This window comes from Syntrophobacter fumaroxidans MPOB (assembly GCF_000014965.1).
In the GTDB taxonomy this organism is placed as follows: domain Bacteria; phylum Desulfobacterota; class Syntrophobacteria; order Syntrophobacterales; family Syntrophobacteraceae; genus Syntrophobacter; species Syntrophobacter fumaroxidans.
In genome coordinates this window covers 1,171,415-1,195,467 of the sequence record NC_008554.1, presented here as the reverse complement: position 1 = coordinate 1,195,467, position 24,053 = coordinate 1,171,415, and the positions used below count along the sequence as shown (strand labels likewise).

Sequence of the window (24,053 nt, the reverse complement as noted above, 5' to 3'; positions counted from 1 at the left end):
CCGACCGGCGCGCGATCGAGTCTTGCGATGATCTCGGAGAGCTCATCGGGAATTGCCGGTTGTCCTCGGCCATGCTCGCCACCCATCGCCATAGGATCGAAAGTCGATGAATTATTTCAGGCACTTGATCGAATCAAAAGGGGCGATCAATCTGATCGGCCGGATGTTTATGCTTCTGGAAAGGTTCGGCATGACCCACCGGAGGTCGATTCAGGCGATGCGGCGGATCGTGGAGGTCAGCGGCCGGTATGGCTGCAAGCCGTCATTTTTCATCACCGCCGACCTGCTCGACCATCACAAGTGCCTGGTGGACTTGATTTCGACGCACGAGATCGACCTCTGCCTCCATGGCTACCATCACATCGACCACGCCCTCCTGAGCAGGCGGGACCAGACCGAGGAGATCAGGAGGGGAGTGGAGGAATTCCGGAGACTCGGCATACGGATCGGGGGCTTCAGGGCTCCTTTTCTCCGGTTCAACGACGATACCCCCAAAGCCGCGGTGGACAGCGACCTGGTGTGGGTGAGCAATACCTGCATGCTTTCCAGGGAGGAAAGCTGCAGCAGCCTCGTGAACGGGAGCGACAGCGCCCGTAATCTCCTTGAAGGATTCTACACGGGCAAGCGCCATTCGGATGAACCCTCGATTCCCTTCCTGCGTTGCGGCTGCGTCGATATTCCCGTGTCGCTGCCCGACGATGAAATGTTGATCGATCGGATCAAGATTCAAGACAGCGCGAAACTGGCGCGCATCTGGCTGGACATGCTCGACGGAGCGCATCGCGACGGGGAGCTCTTCAATTTCATCTTCCATCCCGAGCGGGTTCCCTATGTTTCAGAACCGCTGGAGAAGCTCCTGCAAAAAGCCCGCAGTCACGGTGACGTGTGGATTGCGTCCCTGGACGACATCGGCAAGTGGTGGAAGAAGCGCGCCGCGTTCGAATTTCGCAGCATCGTGGAAAACTGCGGCAAATACACGGTGGAAACCAACATAAGCGACGATCATTGCCTGGTTCTTCAGCATCCCGACGGGAGGATGGAGTTTTTGGAACACAACGGGAACGGCACTTTTGTCGTGGAGGCTCCTTTGAGACCCGTCGTCGGCGTGTCGCAGGATTGCGGCTCGGAAACCGTACTGTGTCTAAAAAAGGAAGGATTCCCGGTCGAATCCTGCGCGGACCCCTACATGGTCGCGTCCGTCTTGAACGGTTGTCATCCCCGGGACCTGTCTCATCGCGGGCTCCTGAATGTCGTCCGGCAGGCGAACGGCCCGGTGCTCCGGTTCTGGCGCTGGCCCGGGAGATACCGGAGCGCGCTGGCGATTTCCGTGGATGTGGACGCCATCACGCTCTTTGATTTCGTCAGGCGCGTTTATTGGTTCTTGAAGTACAGGTAGCGCCGGTTCCCCGGCGTTTCTCGGTAACGCGGCCGCGCCAGTCCGACCCCCGCGCCTCGCTCGAGCGAATCGTTTACTCCGGGCCCGCGCTCGGAATCGATCAGCCAAGATAGAAGACAAATGAAAATTATAGTAAAAGAACAGCCTCCCGACGGATGGGACACCTTCATCGAGGGGCACCCGTGCGGTTCGATCTACCACCACGGCCTCTGGCAGGAGGTGATCACCAGGACGTACGGCTATCGCCCCATGTACCACTTCACGCTCGAACCTGGAGGCCGGATCGCTTCCGGCGCACTTGCGGCCTACGTCAACAGCCCTCTCACGGGGAAAAGGATTGTCGCCTTCCCGTTTTCCGACAGCTGCGATCCGCTCTCCGCGGACTCCGATGCCGCTGAAGCGTTGATCGACAGTATCGCGCGGTCCGGGTCGGACCTGGGTGCAAAGTTTGTGGAGCTGCGGTTCTCAGATGCCGACCGTCCTCCGGGTATCGAGGGCAGACCCGAGTATTGCTGCCATGTGCTGGACCTCTCCCCCGGGGAGGATGTTCTGTTCGGGTCCTTTCATAAAAACTGCGTCCAGAGGGCGGTGAGATCGGCCGGGAAGAACGATATCGAAATCGTCGAGGGCGATCTGCACGGGATGAAGGAGTTCTACCGTCTTCATGCGATAACCCGCAGAAGGCAGGGGGTGCCCGTTCAGCCTTTCGCGTTCTTCCGGCGCCTCCATGACACGCTCGGGCCGAAGCAAATGCTCACCGTCCTGCTCGCGCGGCATCATCGCAGGGTCATCGCCGGAGTCGTTATCCTCCGGTTCGGACGTAAAGCCTATTACAAGTACGGCGCTTCCGATGACCGGTTTTCACATCTGAGAGCAAATCAGTTGTTGATGTGGGAGGCCATCCGAACGGCTCGGCGGGAGGGATGCGTCACCTTTGACTTCGGGAGGACCAGCCTTTCCAACCACGGACTGTGCCGGTACAAGGATCGATGGGGTTCGAGGCGCATGCCGCTGAGCTACGTGCGGATCCCGGACCATCGCAAATCCGAGGTTTTCGACGAATCGTCACGCCTTCACGGTTATCTGAAGGAAATCATGTCCAGGCTGCCCCTTTCCATGATTCGCCTGAGCGGGGAGCTTTTCTACAAACACCTGGCCTGAGCTTCAGGGGACGCGGATTGTCTCGGGCCGCTTTTTTCGACAACCGTAGCCGTCGCCCGGCGGCTGCTATCCGGCCGGATGGAAAGAAAAGGTTTGAAAAGGAAGACCCCGTAATTCCAGCGGCGGGGGGTGCCCGCCAACGAGGAACAAATGCCCGGAGCATCCGTTGCCGGACCTTACCCAAAGATTTCCCATCCGCGGTGAAGAACCGCGAAACTCTTTGAGGGACGGAGCTCGATCGATCGATCGAAATGCTCACCTCGCCGGAGTACCTATGAACGTCTGCATGCTTGCATATTCATACTACGAGACCGACAACAGGATCAGAAGGTACGCGGAAAGCCTTCGCGACAGAGGGGACACCGTCGATGTCATTGCGTTGAAACGCAAAGGCGAGAGCGACTTCGACGTTGTCGGCGGTGTGAATGTCTACCGGATTCAGGAAAGGGTGTTGAACGAGAAAAAAAGCATCACATACCTTTTCAGGGTGATGAAGTTCCTGGTCAGATCCACCCTTGTTCTGACCCGAAGACACAAGGAGCTGCCCTACGATGCGGTCCACGTTCATTCACCGCCGGATTTCGAGGTTTTCGCGGCCCTCTTCATAAAATGCCTGGGCACCAGGGTCATCCTGGATATCCATGACATCGTGCCGGAGTTCTATGCCGCCAAGTTCGGAGCAACGAACGACTCGCTTGTCTTCAGGTGCCTCGTATGGGTGGAAAGGCTTTCCATCCTGTTCTCGGACCATGTCATCATCTCGAATCACTTGTGGTACGAGAGACTCATATCCAGGTCCGTCACACCGGACAAATGCACGGTTTTGCTCAACTACCCGGATAATGCTCTTTTTTACTCACGCGGCCAAAAGCTGAACGGCGCCGGAGAGTTCAAGATCATTTACCCGGGAACCCTGAACTGGCACCAGGGTGTGGATATTGCCGTGAAGGCCTTTTCCAGAGTTGCGGACCAAATCCCCAACGCAAGATTCTACATCTATGGAGACGGTCCTCAACGGCCTTTCCTGGCGAAGCTGATTTCCGAGTTGGGCCTCGGCGACAAGGTGTTCCTGAAGGGACTGAAGTCTCTGGATGAAATCGCCCGGATAATGGCCGATGCGGATCTCGGAGTGGTTCCCAAGAGGAACGACGCTTTCGGGGGAGATGCTTTCAGTACGAAGACCTTCGAGTTCATGGCTCTCGGGGTGCCCATCGTCCTGTCAAGGACCAGGATCGACGCGTATTACTTCAATGACTCCGTAGTGAAATTTTTTGACCCGGAAAATACCGATGATCTGGCTTCTTCGTTTCTCGAGCTCGCAAACAATGAAAAGAGAAGAAAGGGTTTGATCGAGAACGCCTCCAATTTCATCACCGAATTCCGTTGGGACAGGAAAAGGACGGATTACTGGGCGATTCTCGAGAGACTGGTTGGCAAGAATGTGAGTCATAATGCGCGTTGACATGTGGTCGTGACCTTGGCTTTCGCCGAGGTGCGGCCCACCGGGCAGACGAGGAGAGAGGGAGTGTCTTCGAGAGAGAAATTCGAGAGAAGCCTGCTGGCCGTTGAAAAGTGGGTTGAATCGCATGATTACAAGGGGTACGACCCTTCGGACGGGTTGTCGTCCTTTTTGCGGGTCCTGACGTTCAACAACACCCTTCTGGAAAGGATGCTTCAGCAGGTTGGGCGGCAGAGTCCGGTGAACCTGAGGCCTCTCATGGGCATCAGGCCCCTTGAGTCGACCAAGGGGAGGGGGTACATGGCGTGGGGCTATCTGGCACGATACAGGCTCACCGGTGCCGAAGAGTACAAGGAGAAGGCGCTTCTTTGCCTGGACTGGCTCGACCGCAACAAATCTCCGAGATACGCGCATCACAGCTGGGGGAATCATTTCGATTACGCGAGTCGCGGGGGCAGAATGCCCAAGCATGAATCCACCATTGTCTGGACCGGGCTCATCGGCCAGGCGTTCCTGGAGGCCTACGAGCTTTTCGGATTGGAACGGCACCTTGAAATCATAAAAAGCATCACCAACTGGATTCTGAGTCTTCCCAGGGAAAAGACCCCCCTGGGTACGTGCCTCAGCTACGTCGCGTTCAAACAAAGCTCAATTCATAACTCCAATATGATCGGGGCGGCCTTTCTCGCGGGAGCCGCGCGATGCACGGGTGACCGGGAGGCGCTCGAAACGGCGCGCCAGGCGATGGAGTATGCGTGCGGTCACCAACGCGCCGATGGGGCCTGGTATTATGGAGCGGGCGAGAAGTACCGCTGGATCGACAACTTCCACACGGGCTACAATCTGGACAGCCTTAAAAGGTATATCCGGTTCAGCGCAGACCGGACATTTGCCGACAACCTCAAAAGGGGAATCGACTACTACAGCAGAACGTTCATCGAGGATGACGGCTTCCCGAAATATTACGCTCAACGCGCCTATCCGCTGGACATTCAATGTGCTTCCCAGGCGATGGAGACGCTCGCCTTCTTCGCCGAGGATAATCCCGGAAACCTCGGCCAGGCCTGCAAAGTGGCGAATTGGACCATAGACAACATGCAGGACCGGGACGGGCACTTCTACTATCGAATGTACCCGTTGGGGATCAAAGCCAAAGTACCTCTGATCCACTGGGGACAAGCCACCATGTACAGGGCTCTCTCCTACTTGTTGACCAGACTGTAGGGGATGCCTTCGCCTGTGACGACGGGAAAGGATTCCCGGCGGCCTCACAAGGATACGGTTTCATGAACATGACCTACGTATTGATCACCCCCGCACGGAACGAGGAGAAATACATCGAGGGGGTCATTCGATCGGTGTCGGCACAAACCGTTCTTCCGCGGGAATGGGTCATCGTGAGTGACGGGTCCACCGACCGAACGGACGACATCGTACAAGACTATGCGAGAACGCACGAGTTCATCCGGTTCACCCGCATGCCCGATCACCGCGACCGCAGCTTTGCCGCGAAAGTCGCTTGCTTCAACGCCGGATACGCGCTTCTCAACGGCCTCGAATACGATATTCTGGGGAACCTTGACGCCGATATCACCTTCGAGCCCGACTATTTCGAATATCTTTTGAACCGGTTTGCCGAAAACCCGAAACTGGGTGTGGGAGGGACTCCTTTCGTCGAAAAAGGTCAACACTACGACTACCGGTTCACGAATATCGAGCATGTCTCGGGGGCCTGCCAGATGTTCAGGCGGCAATGCTTCGAGAGCATCGGGGGGTACAAGCCGATCGCGGGCGGCGGCATAGACTGGGTGGCCGTCACGAACGCTCGAATGACGGGATGGGAGACACGCACCTTTGTCGAAAAGACCTGCGTGCATCATCGAAAAATCGGGACCGGCACGGTCGGTCCGTCCATGCTTTCCTTCAAACAGGGGCGCAAGGATTACTTCCTGGGCAATCATCCCTTGTGGGAGATCTTCAGGGCTTTCTACCAGATGACCAGGAAGCCTCATGTCATCGGGGGAGGCTTTCTCCTGCTCGGCTATTCGTTTGCGGCCCTCCAGAAGATACCTGTCCCGATCTCAAAAGAACTGGTCGATTTCATTCGCGGAGAACAACTGCAAAGATTGAAAAAATGCTTTCGGCTTGCATAGTTACATGAGTGAGGGAGCAAGAAGCGAAAAAGCGTGTAAATGTCATCAATGACGGATACCGCGGTGCGTTCAAGATTATACAACACCTGCCCGTCGGGAGGTGTGACGCGGTCGGGAATAACCCCCCCCTTGTATACGAACCGATAGGCCGGTCAGGCGCAGGGAAGGGCTTGATGCCCTTCCGCCGAATGCCGGCATCTCCAACGCAGCCCGGCATGAATGCGCAATTGCAGGTATCAATATAATGAACGGATCGGATTCACATTGTTCGATAGTCATCGAGGGACTGCCTGTCCGTGCTTCAAAAAAATGGATCAAAATGGCGGCAGTTTACGATGAGGATTGGCTTCCCGGACAGGTTGTGAATAACCCGGAATCGTTTGTCTCACAATTACGGGAAAGCCGTCTGGAGGCGGATATTTTTACATTTGCTCAAAAGATTCCGGATACGAAACCGAAGTATCAATATCCGATGGAGTGGGATAATGTCGCGGCCATTCCGATTACAACCTACGCGGACTGGTGGAAACAGGTCTCCACTGATATGAGAAAGGATGTGAAGAGGGCCGAAAAGCGAGGAATCGTCGTCAAGGAAGTGGAATTCAGCGACGAAATCGTTCGAGGCGTCGTTGAAATCAATAATGAGACTCCCATCCGGCAGGGAAGACCTTTTGTGCATTATGGCAAGAGTTTTGAAGTAGTGAATAAAGAATATTCGACCTATTTGGATACGTGCGTATTTCTGGCCGCATATTATGAAGATGAATTGGTCGGCATAATTAAAATGGTCTACGTGGGAGATCTTGCATGCATCATGGAAATCCTTTCGAAAACCGCGCATCATGATAAAAGGCCTGTAAATGCGCTGATTGCCAAGGCAGTTGAGGTATGTGAGAAGAAACAAAAGTCGTATTTGACTTATGGACCGTTTTTCTATGGAAACAAGAAGAAGAGCTCGTTTGTTGATTTCAAGCGCAGAAATGGCTTCTTGAGAATAATATTTCCAAGATATTATGTGCCTCTTACATTTAAAGGTAGAATCGCCATAAAATTGAAATTCCATCGTGGCTGGATAGGTATTCTTCCGGGATTTTTAATATCTTTTCTGGTGGCTTTGAGAAGCAAAATGTATCGGAAAAATATATTTAGATTTGCAGTGTCAAAATAGAACACATTGCCGATGGTGCCTGCTTCACCCCACGAAGCATGAAATCAGGCTCACCCTGGAATTTATTTTCTATGTAAGTTCATATCAAATAATCGCTAAACACAGTAATATATTTATCGAAAATAGTCGGTATGCCTGGATTAATTGGAATTATTAGACATACTTTGAAAGACGAGAACAGAAATGCCATCAAAACGATGTTGAAATGTTTGATGCATGAGAAGTTCTATACAAGTGGTTCATATATTGAGGAAAATCTTGGAATTTATATAGGTTGGACATGTCATGAGGGTTCTTTCTCCGATTGTTTGCCGATTTGGAACGAAAAGAAGGACATCTGTCTGTTCTTTTCGGGGGAGGAGTATTCTGACGGGGCCGTGATCGAGGCTCTGAAGGCGCGCGGGCATGATTTCCATCCGGAGCGCGCGGAGTATCTCGTGCACATGTATGAAGAAGACGGGATGGGGTTTCTCGAGAAGCTGAACGGATCTTTCAGGGGGCTCCTTGTCGATCGTCGCGAGCAGAAGGCCGTTTTGTTCAACGATCGCTACGGGCTGGGCCGTCTCTATTGTCACGAAGATGATGACGGATTCTATTTTTCTTCCGAAGCCAAAGCATTGCTCAAGGTTTTCCCGAAGCTGCGTCAACTGGACTTTTCGAGCCTGGGCGAATTGTTTTCCTGTGGTTGCGTCCTGGACAACAGGACGCTCTTCCCGGGAGTGTCGCTGATTCCGGGAGGTTCATCGTGGACGTTTTTCCCGCATCGACCGGTGGTGAAGGAAAGCTATTTCAATCGCGAGCGCTGGGAGGGTCTTCCCCGACTGCCCGACTCCGAATACGCTGCGAGGCTGAAAGATACCTTTTCGCGGATTGTTCCGAGGTATTTTCGCGGGAAGGAACGGATCGGCATGTCCCTGACCGGCGGGATCGATACCCGCATGATCATGGCGTGGTCACCCGCGCATCCCTTCAAGGTCCCCTGTTATACTTTCGGCGGGATGTACCGCGATTGCGCGGACGTGAAAATCGCGCGGGAAGTGGCGAGTGTCTGCCAGCAGCACCACGAAACCATCGGGCTGAACAAGAGGTTCTTTTCCGAATTCCCGGCCCTGGCGAAGAAAAGTGTTTTCTACTCTGACGGCACCATGGATGTGAGCGGGGCCGTTGAGCTGTTTGTAAACAGAATGGCAAGGGAAATTGCACCCGTGCGGCTGACCGGCAATTATGGGGATCAGATCTTGCGGGGAGTCATCGGATTCAAACCCGGTATGTTGCAGGGGGATATTTTCAGCGCCGATTTCGCGCCCAGGGTGCGGTCGGGGATCCAGGCCTATGCGGAAATGGCGCGGAATCCTCCCGTGTCGTTTTTCGCGTTCAAGCAGCTGCCATGGTACCATTATGGGCGCCTTTCCGTGGAGCTCACGCAAGTCACCATGCGTTCGCCGTTCCTCGATAACGATCTCGTGGCTCTGGCCTACCAGGCCCCTGCGGAACATGCCGGAAACAACGCGGACTCGCTTCGATTGATCGCCGATGGGGACCCGGCCCTGAGCGGGATTGCAACCGATCGAGGTGTTGTGCTTCGGCCCGTGCCCATTGCGAATAAAGTGCGGCGCCTGTGCCGGGAGTTCATGATCAAGGCGGAATACGCCTATGATTACGGCATGCCCCAGTGGCTTGCGAGAGCCGACCGTTTTCTGGCTCCACTTCACCTGGAGAAAGTGTTTCTCGGAAGGCACAAATTCTACCATTTCCGGGTTTGGTACCGCGGCGAACTGGCCCAATATGTGAGAGACGTGCTCCTGGACCCGCGAACGCGCGCCAGGCCTTACCTGCGGGGAAGGCAGCTGGAGGAGGTCGTCGGGAATCACCTTGAAGGCCGGCGAAACTACACGCAGGAAATCCACTGGCTTCTCACGAGTGAATTGATCCAGAGACACCTAATCGAGAAGATCTGAATGCCATCGCCTACATGTGTCGATTACAAATTCGAAATCAGAATGTCCAAAACCGGCTGCTTCATGCGGGAGGTCGGCCTGCTCAAGTGGGGCTTGAAAACGGCCGCGGAACGGCAAATGACCTACAATCCGGTGTGAGCCGGCAGTGATTTTGCCTGCCGTTCCCGCTCGCTTTGTGCGAAGCGCGCATCTTTTCGGTACGATTCTTGCTCAAGAATCAGCCGATGGAGTTGTCCTGCCCAGTCCTGCGGCACAATAATCGATGCATCCCGTCGAGGAACGGGGAATTCAAAACGAGGTGGCAAAATGAAGAACCACAGATCCGGCTTCAATTGGAAAGGCACCACATATGTGACAATGTGTATTGCGCTCCTGGCGATCACGGTTTCGCCTGTTGCGGCAGAGATGATTCCTCCCGGGAGGGTGGTCCCGTGGGAAGGGAATGTGGGGGTTCCCGGAGGCATTCCGTCCAGGACGACGAACTGCACGACTGCGGCTTGTAATGCGCTGTACGGGGGAACGGTTACAGCAGCCTCAATCAACAATGCCATCAGCTCGGCGCCGGTCGACTCGGTGGTCAGGCTGCCGGTCGGAACCTACGACATCACCGGCGGCATCAGGATGAAGAACCGGGTGGTGCTCCGCGGTGCGGGGATGAATGCAACCACGTTGAATCTGAATTTCAGCGGCGATGGAATCACGACGCCGCAGTCCGCCTATTCCTCCTCGGGAACGCTCTCCAGCGGTCACACCAAAGGGAGCAACTCGGTCGTGGTATCGAGCGTATCCGGACTGTCCGTCAATGATTCGATCATATTGTACGAAAACAATGATCCCGATATTGTATGGTCGAGAACCGGGGGCACAAATGTAATACGTCAAATTGTGCGGATAACCGCAATAAGTGGAAATACAGTTACATTCACTCCCCGCTTGGTTTTCACTTACAAGGCTTCTCTGAATCCAGGATTCAGGAAAGTTGCTAGCATGTCTTCGCATATCGGACTTGAAGATATGACTTTAAACGGTCAAAAAGGTGTTTTGGGTAATATAGTATGGTATGATAGTTGTTATGCATCATGGATTAAGAATGTAAAAACAAAATATACCAACAATGCACATATATTTTTAACCCGAACTTTATTTAATGAAATAAGAGAATGTTATATTACCGAAACGACGTCCCAGAACGATGGATTTGGTGTATATGCTAATCAGCTCTATGATTTCTCGGGAGCCAATACCGGACTTCTGGTCGAGAACAACATTTTTGCGGCACTGTGGACTTCCGTTATACTCAACAACGCCACGGGTTGTGTGGTTGCCTACAATTATGCTTATAACACGCATACGAATTCGGCGAGCATACAAACGCCGTCATACGTCACCCAGCACGGCCCTCATGGGCTCATGAGCCTTTGGGAGGGCAATGTCGGCCAGGGAATACAAAATGACGGCTATCACGGCTCGGGTTCTCATCAAACATTCTTCAGGAATCATTTTCACGGCCTGAATCCCTCTTTCACGGCCAATCGCAAGATGGTGGATCTGTGTCGTTTTTCTTACTACCACAATGTCGTCGGCAATGTTCTGGGCGATCCTTCATGGACTGCCAGATCCTATGAGATGACCGGTACCCCCTCGGTTACCGCAACGATCTACAGGCTCGGCTATCCTCATATGGGAAACAACGGTTTCGTGGACGGCCAACCTCCTCAGGGCACGGGTGATTCGGACGGTTCCGGCGGGCTTGACCCAAAAGTGAGGGCAACTCTGTTCAGACACATGAACTATGACTATTACAACTCCGCCACCAAGTATTGCACGGAAGCCGGCGAACCCGGCTGCCAGGGAGGGGATGGGAGCCGGACCCTTCCCGATTCATTGTATTTGTCGGCCAAACCGTCCTGGTGGGGAAGTCGTGCCTGGCCGCCGATCGGACCGGACCTCAGTCCCAAGGCCGGAAGAATACCGGCGCAGGATCGGTTTGAAGGAGTCGCGGGATTGAAACCTCCCACCGGTGTGAAAGTCGTTCCACAGTAGCATGCCTCCATTATTTGCCAGCTTTCTCTACGTTCTTCTGATCTTCTATCTTTTTCGGGTGGATCTGAAGAATGAGAGCAATGGTGTTTCCAAGGCCATCTGGATTCCGATAGCCTGGATGTTCCTCGGCGGGTCGCGCTTCGTCTCCCAGTGGCTGCTGCTCGGCGCGCCGGTGGAACACCTGGACCCGATGGACATACGCACTGAGGGCGTCCCTCTGGACGCCGCGGTGTTTCTGGCCCTCATAGTTGCCGGTCTCATTGCGCTGCTGCGGCGCAGAATCGACTGGAACGGACTGATTACTCAGAACGCATGGATATGGCTCTTCTTCGCCTTCTGCGGGATGAGCATGTTCTGGTCGGACGATCCGTTCGTATGCTTCAAGAGATGGATCAAATCATTCGGCAACGTCGTCATGGTCCTCGTGATTTTGACCGAGCAGCGGCCGTACCAGGCGCTTGGAGTCGTTCTGAGGCGCCTTGCCTATGTGATTCTCCCCCTTTCCGTCCTCTTCATCAAGTACTACCCGGACTTGGGGAGGGCGTATCACATGGGGCAGGCAATGTACACGGGAGTGACTTTTCAGAAAAATTCACTCGGGCAAGCCTGCCTGTTTTCGGGCATGTACTTCTTCTGGGAATTGCTTTTCAACCGCCGAAAAGAGCTCGAAGGCGGATCGGGGCTGCCCTTTCACGTCTACGTGATCGTGTTGTCCATGGTGGCCTGGCTCTTGCGCATGGCAGACAGCGCCACCTGCATTTTGTGTCTGTTCCTTGCCGTCTGTTTCTTCTCCTTGGGTCTTTTGACCTCGATAAGGCAAAAACCGGGCAGGATCGTAGCCATCTCGGTTTCGTGCGTTGCCGTCTATGGCCTGATGTCGCTCGTATTCGATCCCATGCATGCAATCATCAGCCTGCTGGGCCGTGAACCGAATCTGACCGGCCGCGCTCCATTGTGGCAGCAGCTTCTCGCAATGGTGCAGAATCCCCTGGTGGGCGTCGGCTACGAAATGTTCTGGAGTGGAGAGCGAATGGCCCGTATCTGGGCCACGGGTGCCGAGATCCTCCAGGCACACAACGGATATATCGATTTGTACCTGAACGTCGGCTTCGTCGGCGTGTCCCTGCTGGTACTGAGTATTATTTCCGGGTTGTTCAAGGCAATCAAATATCTACATTATGAGTATTCTTATGCGATCTTGAGACTTTCATTCATATTTATATCCATACTGTACAATTGGACTGAGGCAACTTTCAAGCCGGTGAGCAACATGTTTATTTTACTCCTTTTCGGTATCTTGGAGGTTTCCCGGGAACATTACTGCGATGAGTCGGAGCTTGTCCCAATAGAGCGTTTTGATAATAGAATTACAGAGACAGTATAAGAAATTTATGTTAAATTGTGATTGCTATATCAATTTACGTTCGAGATTACACGACACCGGTTCGCCGGGCTGCGCGGCGGGCGCGTCAGGCCGTTTCCCTACTCCTGATATGAAGTTGCGTTCAAGATGGATTTTTCAAGCATAAAAGAGCGGGGGAATGATTCCCCCGCACCCCCCAAGTTTCGGCCACACGCGCAAGCGCGTGAGGCCGAGTGCTCGGCGCTGTCGGCGACTGGCCGAAGGCCGCCGCCGCAGCGCCACACGGAGCCGCGAAGCGGCGAGGGGGTGTGGGGGATACGTCCCCCACGCTTTTAAAGTATCATTTTGAACGCAATTATCCATGCCCCCCGCGACACCCGCGAAGCATGAAAATGGACTCACCCGGGAATCTATTTTCCAGGTAAATTGTATCAGAGATCGTCGTCGGGGGGTGTGCCGGTCGGACGCAGGGGACTCGGGCGGCAACCGCCGTCGTCGCGGAACAAAGGTTCGAGTCAATGCTCCCGCCTTGGAACAACGCTCCGGAGGACGAGGAGAAACAGACCGTGTCACGTGGAGTTTGAGCACGTGAATTGGAGTCGCGGCCAGAAGAATGTCCAATGAAAACCTCCCGCACATTTCGGTATGCATCCCGACTTACAAACGCCCCGCACTCCTCGACAGGTGTTTGAAGGCGCTTCAGAACCAGGAGTGCTCGGGATTCACATACTCGATCACGGTTGTCGATAACGACATCAACGGATCGGCCTCAGAAACCGTTCAAGGCCGGCAAAGCCGATCCGCCGTGGAAATCCGCTACGATATCGAGCCCGAGCAGAACATCTCACTCACCAGAAACAGGGCCATCGGCAATTCGAACGGAGAGTTCATCGCGTTTATCGACGATGACGAGTTTCCGGAACCGAGTTGGCTCCAAAAGCTGTTCGACGCTTGCCGAAGGTTTTCGGCTGACGGGGTTCTGGGGCCTGTGATGCCGTACTTCGAAGGCACGCCGCCCGTTTGGCTGGTCAAGAGCGGGCTGTGCCTGCGCAAATCCTTCCAAACCGGAACCCGGTTGAACAATCCGAGATACTTCAGAGCCGGCAATCTTCTGTTTTCCAGGCACATCGTTGAAGGAGAGACTCTCTGGTTCGATCCGAGCTTCGGTCGAACCGGCGGTGAAGATGCGGATTTCCTCGGGAGAATGGCCAAGCTGGGGCGCACCTTTGTCTGGTGTGACGAGGCGGTGGTTCATGAGGAGGTTCCGGAGGAGCGGCAGACGAGAAGCTACCACCTGCGGCGAGCCATGATAAGGGGATTGACTTCTGCAACCCCCGGGCTGCTTCTGAGCCGTGGGACGCTCAAGTCCGTCGTTGCGGTGATTGCCTACACGCTCTCCCTGCCGTTTTTGCTGGTAGCCGGGCATCATCTGTTCATGCGATACCTGGTCAAGGATTGTGACCATCTGGCAAAACTGTTTGCTTACTGCGGTGTGAAACTGGTCCGCGAGAGAACCTTCTAGGCCTGGAATCGAGGGTGATTCGCCACCCGGCCCCCGGCATCCTGAAAGGTCGATGATGAAGACGCTCGACATGACGTATTCCGTTGATTTCGATCGGAACAGCAAGGAGGCGTGGTATGAGCTCATGAACCGTTTTCAGGATGCAAACCTATACCAGGCATGGTCCTATGACGTGGTTCGCTACGGGCTGAAGGGCGTTTCGCACATGGTCCTGAGAAAAGGACGCGAGGTCGTAGCCGCGGCACAGGCGAGGATTCACCGGGTGCCTCGAACGAACACCGGCATCGCCTATGTCTTTTGGGGCCCGATGTGGCGGCTTGCGGGGGCGCCGGACGATGAGGAAGTGTTTCGCCAGGCGGTTCGAGCGCTCAGAAATGAACTGTCGTTGAGGAGAGGACTCGTTCTGCGCCTGTACCCCCTGGCATTTCGAGGTTGCCATGCGTCCTTGCGTGAAATCCTCATCGAAGAAGGTTACCATCCCCATGACGAGGGAGTGACCAAGCGAACATTGATCATCGACCTGGAACCGTCCCTGGAGGAATTGAAAGCGGGTTTGCATCACAAATGGCGATACCACCTGAACCGGGCGGAAAGGAATCGTCTGCAGTTGATATTTGGAGAGGATGAGAGCTTGTTTGACGAGATGTCGGAAATCTATTTGGAAATGGCGAACCGCAAAGGACTTGTTGAACGAAGTGACCTCGTACACTTGAAATCCGTTCAGAAAGACATGCCCTCGTCGTTCAAGCTGAAGATCATCCTGTGCCGTCAGGACGGCATACCGTGTGCCGGAGGCATTTTCACCACGATAGGCACGACCGGTCTGTACTTGATAGGGGCAACCAGTACTGTCGGGCTCAAAACATACGGGTCCTATGCGGTCCACTGGGCATTTTTGAAATGGCTCAAGGAAAACGGCTTTCGTTACTATGATCTCAACGGGATAAACCCCCAGACGAATCCGGGGACCTATCAGTTCAAGCAGGGACTGGCCGGGAAGGGTGGGGTGGATCAGGAATTGCTTGGAAAGTTTCAAGTGGCGGACAACAGGCTGAGCTCCTTTGTCGTCGAGTGCGGTGAGAGGCTTTTGTCCGCTTATCAACGGGCGGCACGAGTGAGAAGATACCGCGCCTCCGGTGTGACGAACGGAAAATCCCATGAGAATACAGGATAGCCGAACGTGACCAGAGGGGAAGCCATGGTCCAATGGTTTTCGCCTCAACTTGCGGGATGGTCTCAGGAGAAGCCCCGGACTCCGGCACCCCCCGGGATTCCGATTTCGACCTCCAGGGAGTGACGGACCTGAGACTCATCGGCACCGTCAAGTCCACGGGAACTCTCGGGGCCCAATTCAGCCGATCAGCCTCGTCGAATAGCCTCGGGAAGGTGATATGCTCCAAGTGAATGCGGACGATCTGGGCCGGACCGAAAAGATCACCGATCGAATCATGGCGTGTCACCGCCACGGGAGGATTCACTCCGCGAGCTTGATGGCTTTCATGAACGACTCGGAGCGGGCCGCGGCGCTGGCACGAGAACATTGCTTGCCCCTCGGACTTCACCTCAACTTCACCCAGGAACTGACCGGTCGGACGGTCTCAGGGAAGTTGCGCGGGCAGCATCAGCGGGTCGCCGCCTACCTCAAGGCTCGGAAAGCGAGTCAAATTCTGTTCAACCCCTTCCTGTGCAAGGCATTTGATTACGTTTTCAGGGCACAGTGGGACGAGTTCTCCCGGCTTTTGGGAAAAGCGCCCGCGCGCATCGACGGACATCACCACATGCACCTGTGTATGAACATGCTTCTTCACAACGGTATCCCGGAAGGATTGAACGTGAGAAGAAACTTTACCTTCCGTCGTGGCGAGAAGAACCTCATAAATCGCTATTATCGCCACTTGGTAGATACTTGGTTGTCAAAAAAATATAAAATCACGGACGCTTTCTACTCGATCGCCCCGATTGAATGGGGAAGACTCAATGAGCTGATTCTATTATCTAAAAACAGTCATGTCGAAGTAATGGTCCATCCGGGTGTTGACGCTGAATTTTACTTTTTAACGAGTGATCCTGGTCGGGCTTTTGCCTTGGGTCGTTTCTTGCCGAAATGGTTTCACATGATAAAATAATCTATGATATTGTCCTGCTTGAAAGTTACAGTTATCCCGATTGAGCCTCTATGTTAAGGAAAGTTTACTGCCAGGTTGTGTTCAAATCCGTAGCATTGGGCGGAAGGGCGCAAAACCGTCTTCCTTGCCAAGTCTGATCGGCACATCGGCCCGCGAGGCCGGGTTTATCCTTTTCCGTCAATATTGCCGGCTTGCCGTGAACGCCGTTCGTATAAGAAACGAAGATTTCCCAACTGGTTCATCGAACATGTTCCACGACTTGCCTAGACAGGTGATCGGCTGAGAGCCGAATGGTTCCATAAGAGGACGAAAGAAGAAGGCGTGACGGAGAAAGTGCGTCAATACACTGATTCGTGCCTGGTCGGAGAGAAAACTATCGATCAGGGTGAGCAACCTTTGAATGAAAAATATAGGGAATTCTTTTCAACCGTCCATCTGAGAGCCGACCTGGGCCGGAAAGCCATCAGGGGAGGCGCTGCCGTGATGGCCGCGGAGCTGGGCTCGAACATCCTCCGCATAGGTTCCATCACCGTGCTCGCGAGACTCCTGCTCCCGGAAGACTTCGGCTTGATCGCCATGGTGGCCTCCCTGATGGTCTTCGCTGAACGGTTCAAAGAACTGGGCCTCGGAGATGCAACCGTCCAGAAAAAAGAGATCAACCATGAGCAAGTCAGTACCCTGTTCTGGATCAATATCCTGGTTTGCGCGGGGATCGCGCTGCTGCTCGCCGGCCTCTCGAAAACCATCGCATGGTTCTACCAAGAGCCGCGCTTGACCGCGGTGTCGATCGTACTGGCATCCACCTTTCTTTTGAGCGGCCTGGTGATCCAGCACCATTCGCTGCTTCGACGTCAGATGCGGTTCGGCGCGCTTGCAGCCATCCAGCTCTTTTCCACGGGATTCAGCATAGTGGTGGCGATCGTTCTGGCCTACTACGATTTCGGGTACTGGGCATTGGTGGCAAGGGAGCTTTCCAGGAACGTGTTCGTCCTCATTGCGACTTTTCTTGTTTGCGCATGGCGCCCCGGCCTGCCCAAACGCAACATCGGTCTGGGTGATTTCCTGTTTTTCGGCAAAAACGTCACCGGGTACAACATGGTTCATTTCTTCTCGCGGAACTTCGACAAGATCATCATCGGCAAGTTGTACGGATCATTCTGGGTTGGAATATACGCCAATGCCTACCAGCTCATTTCGGTGCCCGTCAGCCAGATTCAATATCCCGTCAATACCGTGGCGCTGCCTGCGCTGAGTACCCTGCAGGGGGAACCGGCGGAGTTCAGAAGCCATTTCGAGAAGCTGCTGCGGCTGATGACTTTTTTCTCCATGCCCGTTGTGGTTTTCGTGGCCCTTTTTGCAGACCTGGTCAGCAATCTGCTGCTTGGAGCGAAGTGGACGAAAGCCATTCCGATATTCCAGGTCCTCGCCGTCGGCGCCTTTATCGAACCGGTAGTGTATATCGTGGCCACGGCCTTGCAGGCGGTCGGAAAAACAAAGGAATATTTCAGGCTCGGGCTCATCAATGCAATCCTGTTCATCTGCTGTCAGGGTATCGGGAGCCTCTGGGGGGCAATCGGGGTCGCGGCAGGCGTCAGCTCCGCGGTCTTCCTGTCTCTGGCGGTCTGTCTGGCATACGGTCTGAGACACACGCCCGTGAAAATTTCCTCTCTGTTGAGGGGGCTTGCGATCAGCTCGTTGTGCAGCCTCATTACCGCGCTGATCATGTTCGGAGTGCGGTATGCCGTTGGCTGGACTTTTCCGACCCCATGGGTGATTCCATTCCTGATCGGAGGAGCGGCGATCTACATCGGGGTCTGGCTGGTCGTGCCGGGAGGAAGACGGCAGCTGTCGGAATACTGGGACCAAATCAAAGGCGCAATTCCCGGGCCTCGAAGACAGGATCGCGTGGCGCAGAGGTGATCGAGGAAGGACCGTCGGGAGCCGCAACCGGCAGGGAGGGATGAATGGGTATCCGTGTGGCGCCTTTGCGCATGGCGGCAACCGACAGCCGTCAACGCGCGCAGCGGACTTTCGTTCCTTTCTTGCGCCGCCCGTGGAGCAAGGACTGCATCAGCAGCCTTCTTTTGGGTTATTTCACCAGAGGAGTGAGCAATGCCGAACACACCAGCGATCGTTCTTTCCAGCCATACCATTGGTCTTGGCGTAATTCGCGCGCTTGGCAGGATGGGAGTTCCGGTCACGGTTTTCTACTATCGAGAGGAAGATATGGGATACCTCTCCAAGCATGTCCGCCGGAAAGTCAAGGTTCCCAACCCTGCAACGGAGACTGCCGATTTTGTCGCTGCGCTCATAGACGGGGCGAAACCCTATTCGAAACCGCTCCTCATTCCGGCGGATGATGAGACTCTCGTTGCCGTATCACAGCACAAGGCGCAATTGGAGGAGCACTTCATTGTGGCCTGCGAAGACTGGGAAACAGTCCAAAGCATCATCGACAAGAAATACACGTATCGGCTTGCGGAAGCTCACGGCGTCCCTTCACCGAAGACGTTCGAGGTCGAGTCCCTCGACGAGTTGGAACGCTATGCCGAAATAATGGGGTTTCCACTCATCATCAAACCGTGCCACAGTCATTTGTATTTCGAAGTGTTTCGGAAGAAGATGGTGAAGGCGCACAGCCTGGACGAGGCGGTTGGCGCGTTCAAAGAGGCCGATGCGCACGGATTGGCACTGATGCTCCAGGAGCATATACCGGGGGATGATTCAAGAGGAGTCAACTACAATTCGTACTTCTGGGATGGAAAACCGCTGGTGGAATTCACCGCGGAGAAGGTCAGACTGGCGCCGCCGCGTTTCGGTGTGCCTCGAGTGCTGGTGAGCAAATACATGCCGGAGGTGATCGACCTCGGGCGCAAAATAGTCCAGGCCGCGGGGTATCGCGGATACTCCTGCACCGAGTTCAAAAAAGACGTTCGTGACGGTACTTACAAGTTGATGGAAATCAATGGGCGCCACAACTTGTCCTCGATGCTTTCCGTCTCGTGCGGGATCAACTTTCCCTGGCTCGAATACAAACACCGCGTTGAGGGCGTCCTCCCCGGGCACTGTGAATTCAAGACGGGCGCTTACTGGATCGACCTGACGAAAGACGTTCTTTTCAGCCTCAAGTACCTGAGAGAAGAGAGGTACTCCCTGGCCGAGTACTTCAGGCCTTATATGAAACCCCATGTTTTTGCCATTTTCGACAGGGGGGATTTGCGCCCCTTTGTGAAAAGATGCTTTGATTTTGCAAGCAATGCCGCGAAATGATTCCGCACGCGTGCGGCGGAGGCATCGAGAGCATGGAGCGGGTCGGCCCGGCCGGCGGCTTCATAAAACGCAAGACTCGGCTTCGGGCAAATCCGCCCCTGGCGGAAGATAAGACGTGAAAAACCAAAACCGGAAGCGAAAAAACTATGACAGGTCCCGGACATTTTCCTGAAAGCCTCGAGATGAGAGGATGCTCCTTTATGGGGCATGCGGCACTGAGAACCTCCGGCAGCATGGATGCCAAAAAGAGGATCGTCTCGGATTTTTTCGATAACGATGCGCGCTTCTGGAAAGATGTGTATGAGGAGGGGCCGCACTTCACCTACCTGGCCGCACACGAGATGAAAAGAAGGCTGAAGGTGGCCGTCGAGAGTTTCGTCGCCCTGAATCGCAGTCAACGCGCAAGAGTCCTCGACGCGGGGTGTGGCGCGGGTGAGCTTTCAAGGACGGTCGCAGAGTTGGGACACGATGTCTTCTGTATGGATCTTGCCAATGAAATGCTTTTCACGGCGAGAGAAAAAGTGTCGGAAAACGGCTTTAGGCCCGTGCTCATGCAGGGAGACATCGAACACCTTCCTTTCGAGGACGAATCGCTGGATACGGTTTTCAGCCTGGGCGTGCTGCAGTATCTTCCGACGGATGAAAAGGCGGTCGGGGAAATCGGAAGGGTTCTGAAAAAGGATGGGCTGGCGATCATTTCGCTTCCCAATATGACGAGGATGAGCGTCTTCCTGGACGCGTACTATCTGAAGAGAATCATGGACTATGTTCGCATCAAGAAGCTGAAGTGGAAATCGGATGGGACGGCGCAGCCGGATTCATTGGCAACGAATACCGCCTTTGCGAATCGAAAGTACACCTATGGCCGGCTGAACCAGGCATTTGTGAGAGCCCGCCTGGTCGAGACCGCCCGGGCGAGTATCGGATTCGGTCCGTTTCTCTTTCTGGGCAGGAGCATCTTCTCGATGGAAGCCGACAAAAGGATCAGTGATCGCCTGGAAGGAGCCCTGGAGCGGTTCGCCCCGCTCAAGTACCTGGCAAACCGATGGGTTATCACCCTGAGAAAGCGGTGATGGATTCGTATTCCCGCAAAAGGGCGCAGGCGTGCAAACGGTCGTTTTCTCCGTCCGTTCCATGAACGCCGGCGCATACCATAACAATAGACTGACGAAAGATGATTCACGATGAGGACCGATGCGATTCCCCTTGAAGAAGAGCGCCTGAGCGGCATTCAGAAACTGGACGAGTATCCGGCGTTCCATGAAAGACACCGGATTTTTCCCCAATGCTTCGAAAACCGGGGGCACCGCAGAGTCCTCGATATCGCTTCGGGTGTGGGGGTCGTCGGCAGGAACATACGCGACGGATACCCTGCGGAACTGCTCTGCAACGATATCAGCGAAACATGCCTGCAGATCATGAAAGACACCGGTCTGCAGACGGTGTCTTTCGACATCGACGATCCGGAAAACCCCTTCCCCTTCCCCGAGGGAAGCTTTGACGCGGTGATCGCGCTCGCCGTCATCGAGCACACCATAAACACCGAGTACTTCATCCGCGAGATCGGCAGAATTTTGCAGCCGGGGGGTTATCTCTATATCTCGGCACCGAACTATTCCGGACTCACCTATCTTCTGCCGTTCCTATTGTCCGGAAAAACCTTCCACGATCCTCTGTCCGAACGTGACCGCTATGAATTCTACGCGCACGTGAGGTACTTCACCTATAGAACGTTGCTGGAATATGTGTCCTCGTTCCAGTTCGCCCCGGAGGCGGTCTATCTCCCGATTCCGCAAGCAAGCTCGCGGTACGCGGCGCTCAAATCGAGGTCGCCTCTGAAGGCGCTGGCGTTTCGCCGCGGCATGCAATTCATCTATAAATACTTTTCACCGCGGTGGGCTTCCGAACCCGTCATTTGCTTCAGAAAGGGCGCGGGATCGTTGCGGGGCAAGCCGCGCAAGGCAATCCTCTGAAGACCCGCGAACTTTGACGGCCACCGCCGAGTCAGCCTCCCCGGCGGCTATGGCGGCCAGGCTGCACGCAGCTGACCGATGGCCCGCCTGCCGGTGGTCCGGGGATGGAATTGTGCCGCCGGACGGTATGGCGCCGGGCGGCGATCCCGGATCGCGAGGTGGCGGTGTCCAGGCTGCTTTATGGGCGATTGCCGGGGACTCGAGAGAGCACGCATGCCGTCACTGAAGACCAGGCCGCTCAAGCGGTTCGCGATTGTAGGAGCGTTATGTGTTGCGGTTTTCGGGATCGGTGGAATGCACTCCTTCCTTGTCATGAACCAGCCCGCCGATGCTGAAATCCTGGTGGTTGAGGGTTGGGTGCCGGAGTATGCCTTGAGGTCCGCCGCACTGGAATTCAACAGGGGCGGATATTCCCTCCTCGTCACCACTGGGGGGCCGAGTGAGAAGGATTGTCCCGGCTGCCCCACGTCCGCCGCCATTTCAGCGCGGAGGATCGTGAAGCTCGGTGTCAAGGAGGCGAACGTCATTGCCGTACCGGCACCCTATGTTGCATTCGATCGTACCTTGACGTCGGCTCAAGCGTTCAAAAAGTTCCTCGACGGTTCCGACATGCGCCTGTCGAAGGGAGTCAACATCCTTACGGTCGGCCCTCATGCGAGAAAGACCTACACGGTTTACCGGAAGGTGCTCCCCCCCGGCGTCCATATCGGAATGATCAGCGTTCCGACCGATGATTACGATCCGCGATTCTGGTGGGCTTCGCCGGCGGGCATCAAGTGGGTCTCGCGAGATATGGCGGGGTATCTGTACGCTCTTTTGTTCTATTGGTGAACGGCGTGATTTCCGGTCAGGCCCGGCACGCTGATGGTGCATGCCGGGCGTGCAAGCCGATTCGAGGTCCGATCTTGAAAAGCCCCCCCGATTCTCCGCACTTCATGGATGCCCGGTTTGCATTGTTCGTCGTCTCGCTGGCGGTCGGCCTGGTCATCTATTCCGAACCGCTACGCCGGCTCATCTCTCTATCGCTCGAGTCACACACCCATTCATACATTGTGGCGATGCCGTTCATCGCCCTGTTTGCCCTGGCGTGGAACAGGAAGGAGATTTTCCACAAAGTCGGATACTCCTACGCGGCAGGATCAATATGGATTTTTCTGAGCCTGGCTCTCCATGTGTGGTGCCGCATGACTGAATGGAACGCGAATGCGGATGAGGGCCTGGTTTTGTCAACCCTCTCCGCCGTGGGGTTCATCACCGGAACGCTGGTTTTTTTCTACGGTGTGAATACGTTTCGGAACGCTCTGACCCCCGTATTGTTCCTCGTCCTCATGGTTCCGCTTCCGGCCCCGGTACTCGATGCGCTGACCGCTTTCCTGCAACGGGGCTCGCTGGATGCGGCCTACTGGATTTTCAGAACCGCCGGGATACCCGTTTCATTAGACGGGTTTGTCCTGATGCTTCCTTTCATCGACCTCGAAGTGGCGCCGGAATGCAGCGGCATCCGATCGACCATGGCCCTTTTTATCGTGAGCCTGCTGATTGGCACCGTGTATCTGAAGAGTGCCGCGGGCCGAGTAGTCTTATTGCTGTCCTCGGTGGCGATCTCCATTTTCAAGAACGGCATGCGGATCGTGTTTCTCTATGTGATCACGGCGAATTTCGGGGAGAGTGTTCTGGCGGGGCCATGGCATACGCGGGGCGGGAACCTCTTCTTCGTGGTAGCGCTGCTGCTCCTCTCGCCGGTTGCATGGGGCCTGCGCGCATTGGAACGAAGAAGGAGGTTCGCGTCCTCCTGCAAATGAGTCGACGGTCGACGGTCGACAGAAAGACCTCCCCGAGCGCTCGGGAATGCTCTGGCCCTGGAGCCTTTTTGCGCCTGTGGCGGGAGCGCGTGGACAAGATTCCTTCGAAAACGGGAGACCCGGGGCGGGGATTTTACGGGTCCCGGTTTTCGCTGGAGTGATGAGGGGGGTCGATGGGATGGTCCGGAGGCGGTAGCATTCGCGCGAAAAAAGGAGGGCGCGTGCGAAGATGCGCCGCGACTCGGCGGCCGCCGTTCGTGATCCATCCCGTCGACCCGGGTTGATGACGTGCATTTACACAGAAGAAGAGAGGAGGAAGATCGATGATGAAAAGAATCACGGTATTCAGTCTCATCGGCCTGGCGGCCCTGGCGCTGGCCCTGTCGTTCCCCGTGGTGGAACAGACGGCCGGATGGGGCACGGGAACCGCTCTGGGAGCCGAAACCGGGTCCAATGACCGGGGCCCCGGCACGAGTACCATTTCCGATTCCGGCGCCGGCGGTTTAAACCAGCGGCCCACCAAGCCGAGCAGGATCCCCGAACCGGCCACTCTGTTTTCGCTCCTGATGGGCGCGGGCGGCGTGGCGTTGTTTGTCCGGGCGAGCAGGAAAGACAAGGCGTAAAAAGAGGCTCCACTCGTTTCCGCCACGGCGGGAGCG

At 55.2% G+C, this 24,053-nt stretch carries 20 protein-coding genes; all 20 read left to right on the top strand.

The window, feature by feature from the left end:
* Positions 1 to 106: 106 nt before the first annotated feature.
* The 20 genes from SFUM_RS05045 to SFUM_RS04950 all read left to right on the top strand — a co-directional run bounded on the left by SFUM_RS05045 (position 107) and on the right by SFUM_RS04950 (position 24,017).
* Positions 107 to 1,396, top strand: a complete 1,290-nt coding sequence (locus tag SFUM_RS05045; RefSeq protein ID WP_011697838.1) for a polysaccharide deacetylase family protein — start codon at positions 107 to 109, stop codon at positions 1,394 to 1,396.
* Between the two features lie 120 nt (positions 1,397 to 1,516).
* Positions 1,517 to 2,557 (top strand): lipid II:glycine glycyltransferase FemX, encoded by a 1,041-nt coding sequence (locus tag SFUM_RS05040; RefSeq protein ID WP_011697837.1) that lies wholly within the window; start codon positions 1,517 to 1,519, stop codon positions 2,555 to 2,557.
* Positions 2,558 to 2,831: 274 nt separating this feature from the next.
* Positions 2,832 to 4,019 carry a glycosyltransferase family 4 protein gene (locus SFUM_RS05035; RefSeq protein WP_011697836.1) on the top strand — a complete coding sequence of 396 codons (1,188 nt, stop codon included), beginning with the start codon at positions 2,832 to 2,834 and terminating at the stop codon, positions 4,017 to 4,019.
* Positions 4,020 to 4,082: 63 nt separating this feature from the next.
* A complete protein-coding gene (locus SFUM_RS05030) occupies positions 4,083 to 5,240 on the top strand; it encodes an AGE family epimerase/isomerase (RefSeq protein WP_011697835.1) in 1,158 nt (385 codons plus the stop codon).
* A gap of 62 nt (positions 5,241 to 5,302) precedes the next feature.
* Positions 5,303 to 6,169, top strand: a complete 867-nt coding sequence (locus SFUM_RS05025) for a glycosyltransferase family 2 protein (RefSeq protein WP_011697834.1) — start codon at positions 5,303 to 5,305, stop codon at positions 6,167 to 6,169.
* Positions 6,170 to 6,488: 319 nt separating this feature from the next.
* Positions 6,489 to 7,337, top strand: a complete 849-nt coding sequence (locus SFUM_RS05020; protein WP_041439898.1) for a hypothetical protein — start codon at positions 6,489 to 6,491, stop codon at positions 7,335 to 7,337.
* 131 nt (positions 7,338 to 7,468) lie between these two features.
* Complete coding sequence (locus tag SFUM_RS05015) at positions 7,469 to 9,295, top strand: asparagine synthase-related protein (RefSeq protein ID WP_011697832.1); 1,827 nt, start codon at positions 7,469 to 7,471, stop codon at positions 9,293 to 9,295.
* On the top strand, positions 9,296 to 9,433 hold the full coding sequence (locus tag SFUM_RS23075; RefSeq protein ID WP_153307200.1) for a hypothetical protein: 138 nt from the start codon (positions 9,296 to 9,298) through the stop codon (positions 9,431 to 9,433).
* 168 nt (positions 9,434 to 9,601) lie between these two features.
* Entirely contained in the window at positions 9,602 to 11,338 is a 1,737-nt protein-coding gene (locus tag SFUM_RS22360) for a glycosyl hydrolase family 28-related protein (RefSeq protein ID WP_011697831.1), read from the top strand.
* Between the two features lies 1 nt (position 11,339).
* Positions 11,340 to 12,722, top strand: coding sequence for an O-antigen ligase family protein (locus tag SFUM_RS05005; protein ID WP_011697830.1), 1,383 nt, complete (start codon positions 11,340 to 11,342; stop codon positions 12,720 to 12,722).
* Between the two features lie 592 nt (positions 12,723 to 13,314).
* Positions 13,315 to 14,223 (top strand): glycosyltransferase family 2 protein, encoded by a 909-nt coding sequence (locus SFUM_RS05000; protein WP_011697829.1) that lies wholly within the window; start codon positions 13,315 to 13,317, stop codon positions 14,221 to 14,223.
* Positions 14,224 to 14,275: 52 nt separating this feature from the next.
* Positions 14,276 to 15,397, top strand: coding sequence for a lipid II:glycine glycyltransferase FemX (locus tag SFUM_RS04995; RefSeq protein WP_041439892.1), 1,122 nt, complete (start codon positions 14,276 to 14,278; stop codon positions 15,395 to 15,397).
* A 217-nt stretch (positions 15,398 to 15,614) separates the two neighbouring features.
* Entirely contained in the window at positions 15,615 to 16,349 is a 735-nt protein-coding gene (locus SFUM_RS04985; RefSeq protein WP_011697827.1) for a ChbG/HpnK family deacetylase, read from the top strand.
* A 321-nt stretch (positions 16,350 to 16,670) separates the two neighbouring features.
* Positions 16,671 to 18,269 carry a lipopolysaccharide biosynthesis protein gene (locus SFUM_RS04980; RefSeq protein ID WP_049766291.1) on the top strand — a complete coding sequence of 533 codons (1,599 nt, stop codon included), beginning with the start codon at positions 16,671 to 16,673 and terminating at the stop codon, positions 18,267 to 18,269.
* A 192-nt stretch (positions 18,270 to 18,461) separates the two neighbouring features.
* Entirely contained in the window at positions 18,462 to 19,619 is a 1,158-nt protein-coding gene (locus tag SFUM_RS04975) for a carboxylate--amine ligase (protein ID WP_011697825.1), read from the top strand.
* A gap of 200 nt (positions 19,620 to 19,819) precedes the next feature.
* Positions 19,820 to 20,692 carry a class I SAM-dependent methyltransferase gene (locus tag SFUM_RS21420; RefSeq protein WP_011697824.1) on the top strand — a complete coding sequence of 291 codons (873 nt, stop codon included), beginning with the start codon at positions 19,820 to 19,822 and terminating at the stop codon, positions 20,690 to 20,692.
* 111 nt (positions 20,693 to 20,803) lie between these two features.
* Positions 20,804 to 21,592, top strand: a complete 789-nt coding sequence (locus SFUM_RS21415; protein ID WP_011697823.1) for a class I SAM-dependent methyltransferase — start codon at positions 20,804 to 20,806, stop codon at positions 21,590 to 21,592.
* Between the two features lie 213 nt (positions 21,593 to 21,805).
* Positions 21,806 to 22,423, top strand: a complete 618-nt coding sequence (locus tag SFUM_RS04960) for a hypothetical protein (RefSeq protein ID WP_150109435.1) — start codon at positions 21,806 to 21,808, stop codon at positions 22,421 to 22,423.
* A 74-nt stretch (positions 22,424 to 22,497) separates the two neighbouring features.
* Complete coding sequence (locus SFUM_RS04955; protein ID WP_011697821.1) at positions 22,498 to 23,394, top strand: exosortase/archaeosortase family protein; 897 nt, start codon at positions 22,498 to 22,500, stop codon at positions 23,392 to 23,394.
* 323 nt (positions 23,395 to 23,717) lie between these two features.
* Positions 23,718 to 24,017 carry a PEP-CTERM sorting domain-containing protein gene (locus SFUM_RS04950; RefSeq protein ID WP_011697820.1) on the top strand — a complete coding sequence of 100 codons (300 nt, stop codon included), beginning with the start codon at positions 23,718 to 23,720 and terminating at the stop codon, positions 24,015 to 24,017.
* The last annotated feature ends 36 nt before the right edge of the window (positions 24,018 to 24,053 follow it).

Excerpts from the sequence above, each read along its gene's own strand:
- SFUM_RS05045 (WP_011697838.1), top strand. The coding sequence starts at position 107 with ATGAATTATTTCAGGCACTTGATCGAATCAAAAGGGGCGATCAATCTG.
- SFUM_RS05040 (WP_011697837.1), top strand. The coding sequence starts at position 1,517 with ATGAAAATTATAGTAAAAGAACAGCCTCCCGACGGATGGGACACCTTC.
- SFUM_RS05035 (WP_011697836.1), top strand. The coding sequence starts at position 2,832 with ATGAACGTCTGCATGCTTGCATATTCATACTACGAGACCGACAACAGG.
- SFUM_RS05025 (WP_011697834.1), top strand. The coding sequence starts at position 5,303 with ATGAACATGACCTACGTATTGATCACCCCCGCACGGAACGAGGAGAAA.
- SFUM_RS05020 (WP_041439898.1), top strand. The coding sequence starts at position 6,489 with ATGGCGGCAGTTTACGATGAGGATTGGCTTCCCGGACAGGTTGTGAAT.
- SFUM_RS05015 (WP_011697832.1), top strand. The coding sequence starts at position 7,469 with ATGCCTGGATTAATTGGAATTATTAGACATACTTTGAAAGACGAGAAC.
- SFUM_RS23075 (WP_153307200.1), top strand. The coding sequence starts at position 9,296 with ATGCCATCGCCTACATGTGTCGATTACAAATTCGAAATCAGAATGTCC.
- SFUM_RS22360 (WP_011697831.1), top strand. The coding sequence starts at position 9,602 with ATGAAGAACCACAGATCCGGCTTCAATTGGAAAGGCACCACATATGTG.
- SFUM_RS05005 (WP_011697830.1), top strand. The coding sequence starts at position 11,340 with ATGCCTCCATTATTTGCCAGCTTTCTCTACGTTCTTCTGATCTTCTAT.
- SFUM_RS05000 (WP_011697829.1), top strand. The coding sequence starts at position 13,315 with ATGTCCAATGAAAACCTCCCGCACATTTCGGTATGCATCCCGACTTAC.
- SFUM_RS04995 (WP_041439892.1), top strand. The coding sequence starts at position 14,276 with ATGATGAAGACGCTCGACATGACGTATTCCGTTGATTTCGATCGGAAC.
- SFUM_RS04985 (WP_011697827.1), top strand. The coding sequence starts at position 15,615 with ATGCTCCAAGTGAATGCGGACGATCTGGGCCGGACCGAAAAGATCACC.
- SFUM_RS04975 (WP_011697825.1), top strand. The coding sequence starts at position 18,462 with ATGCCGAACACACCAGCGATCGTTCTTTCCAGCCATACCATTGGTCTT.
- SFUM_RS21420 (WP_011697824.1), top strand. The coding sequence starts at position 19,820 with ATGGGGCATGCGGCACTGAGAACCTCCGGCAGCATGGATGCCAAAAAG.
- SFUM_RS21415 (WP_011697823.1), top strand. The coding sequence starts at position 20,804 with ATGAGGACCGATGCGATTCCCCTTGAAGAAGAGCGCCTGAGCGGCATT.
- SFUM_RS04960 (WP_150109435.1), top strand. The coding sequence starts at position 21,806 with ATGCCGTCACTGAAGACCAGGCCGCTCAAGCGGTTCGCGATTGTAGGA.
- SFUM_RS04950 (WP_011697820.1), top strand. The coding sequence starts at position 23,718 with ATGATGAAAAGAATCACGGTATTCAGTCTCATCGGCCTGGCGGCCCTG.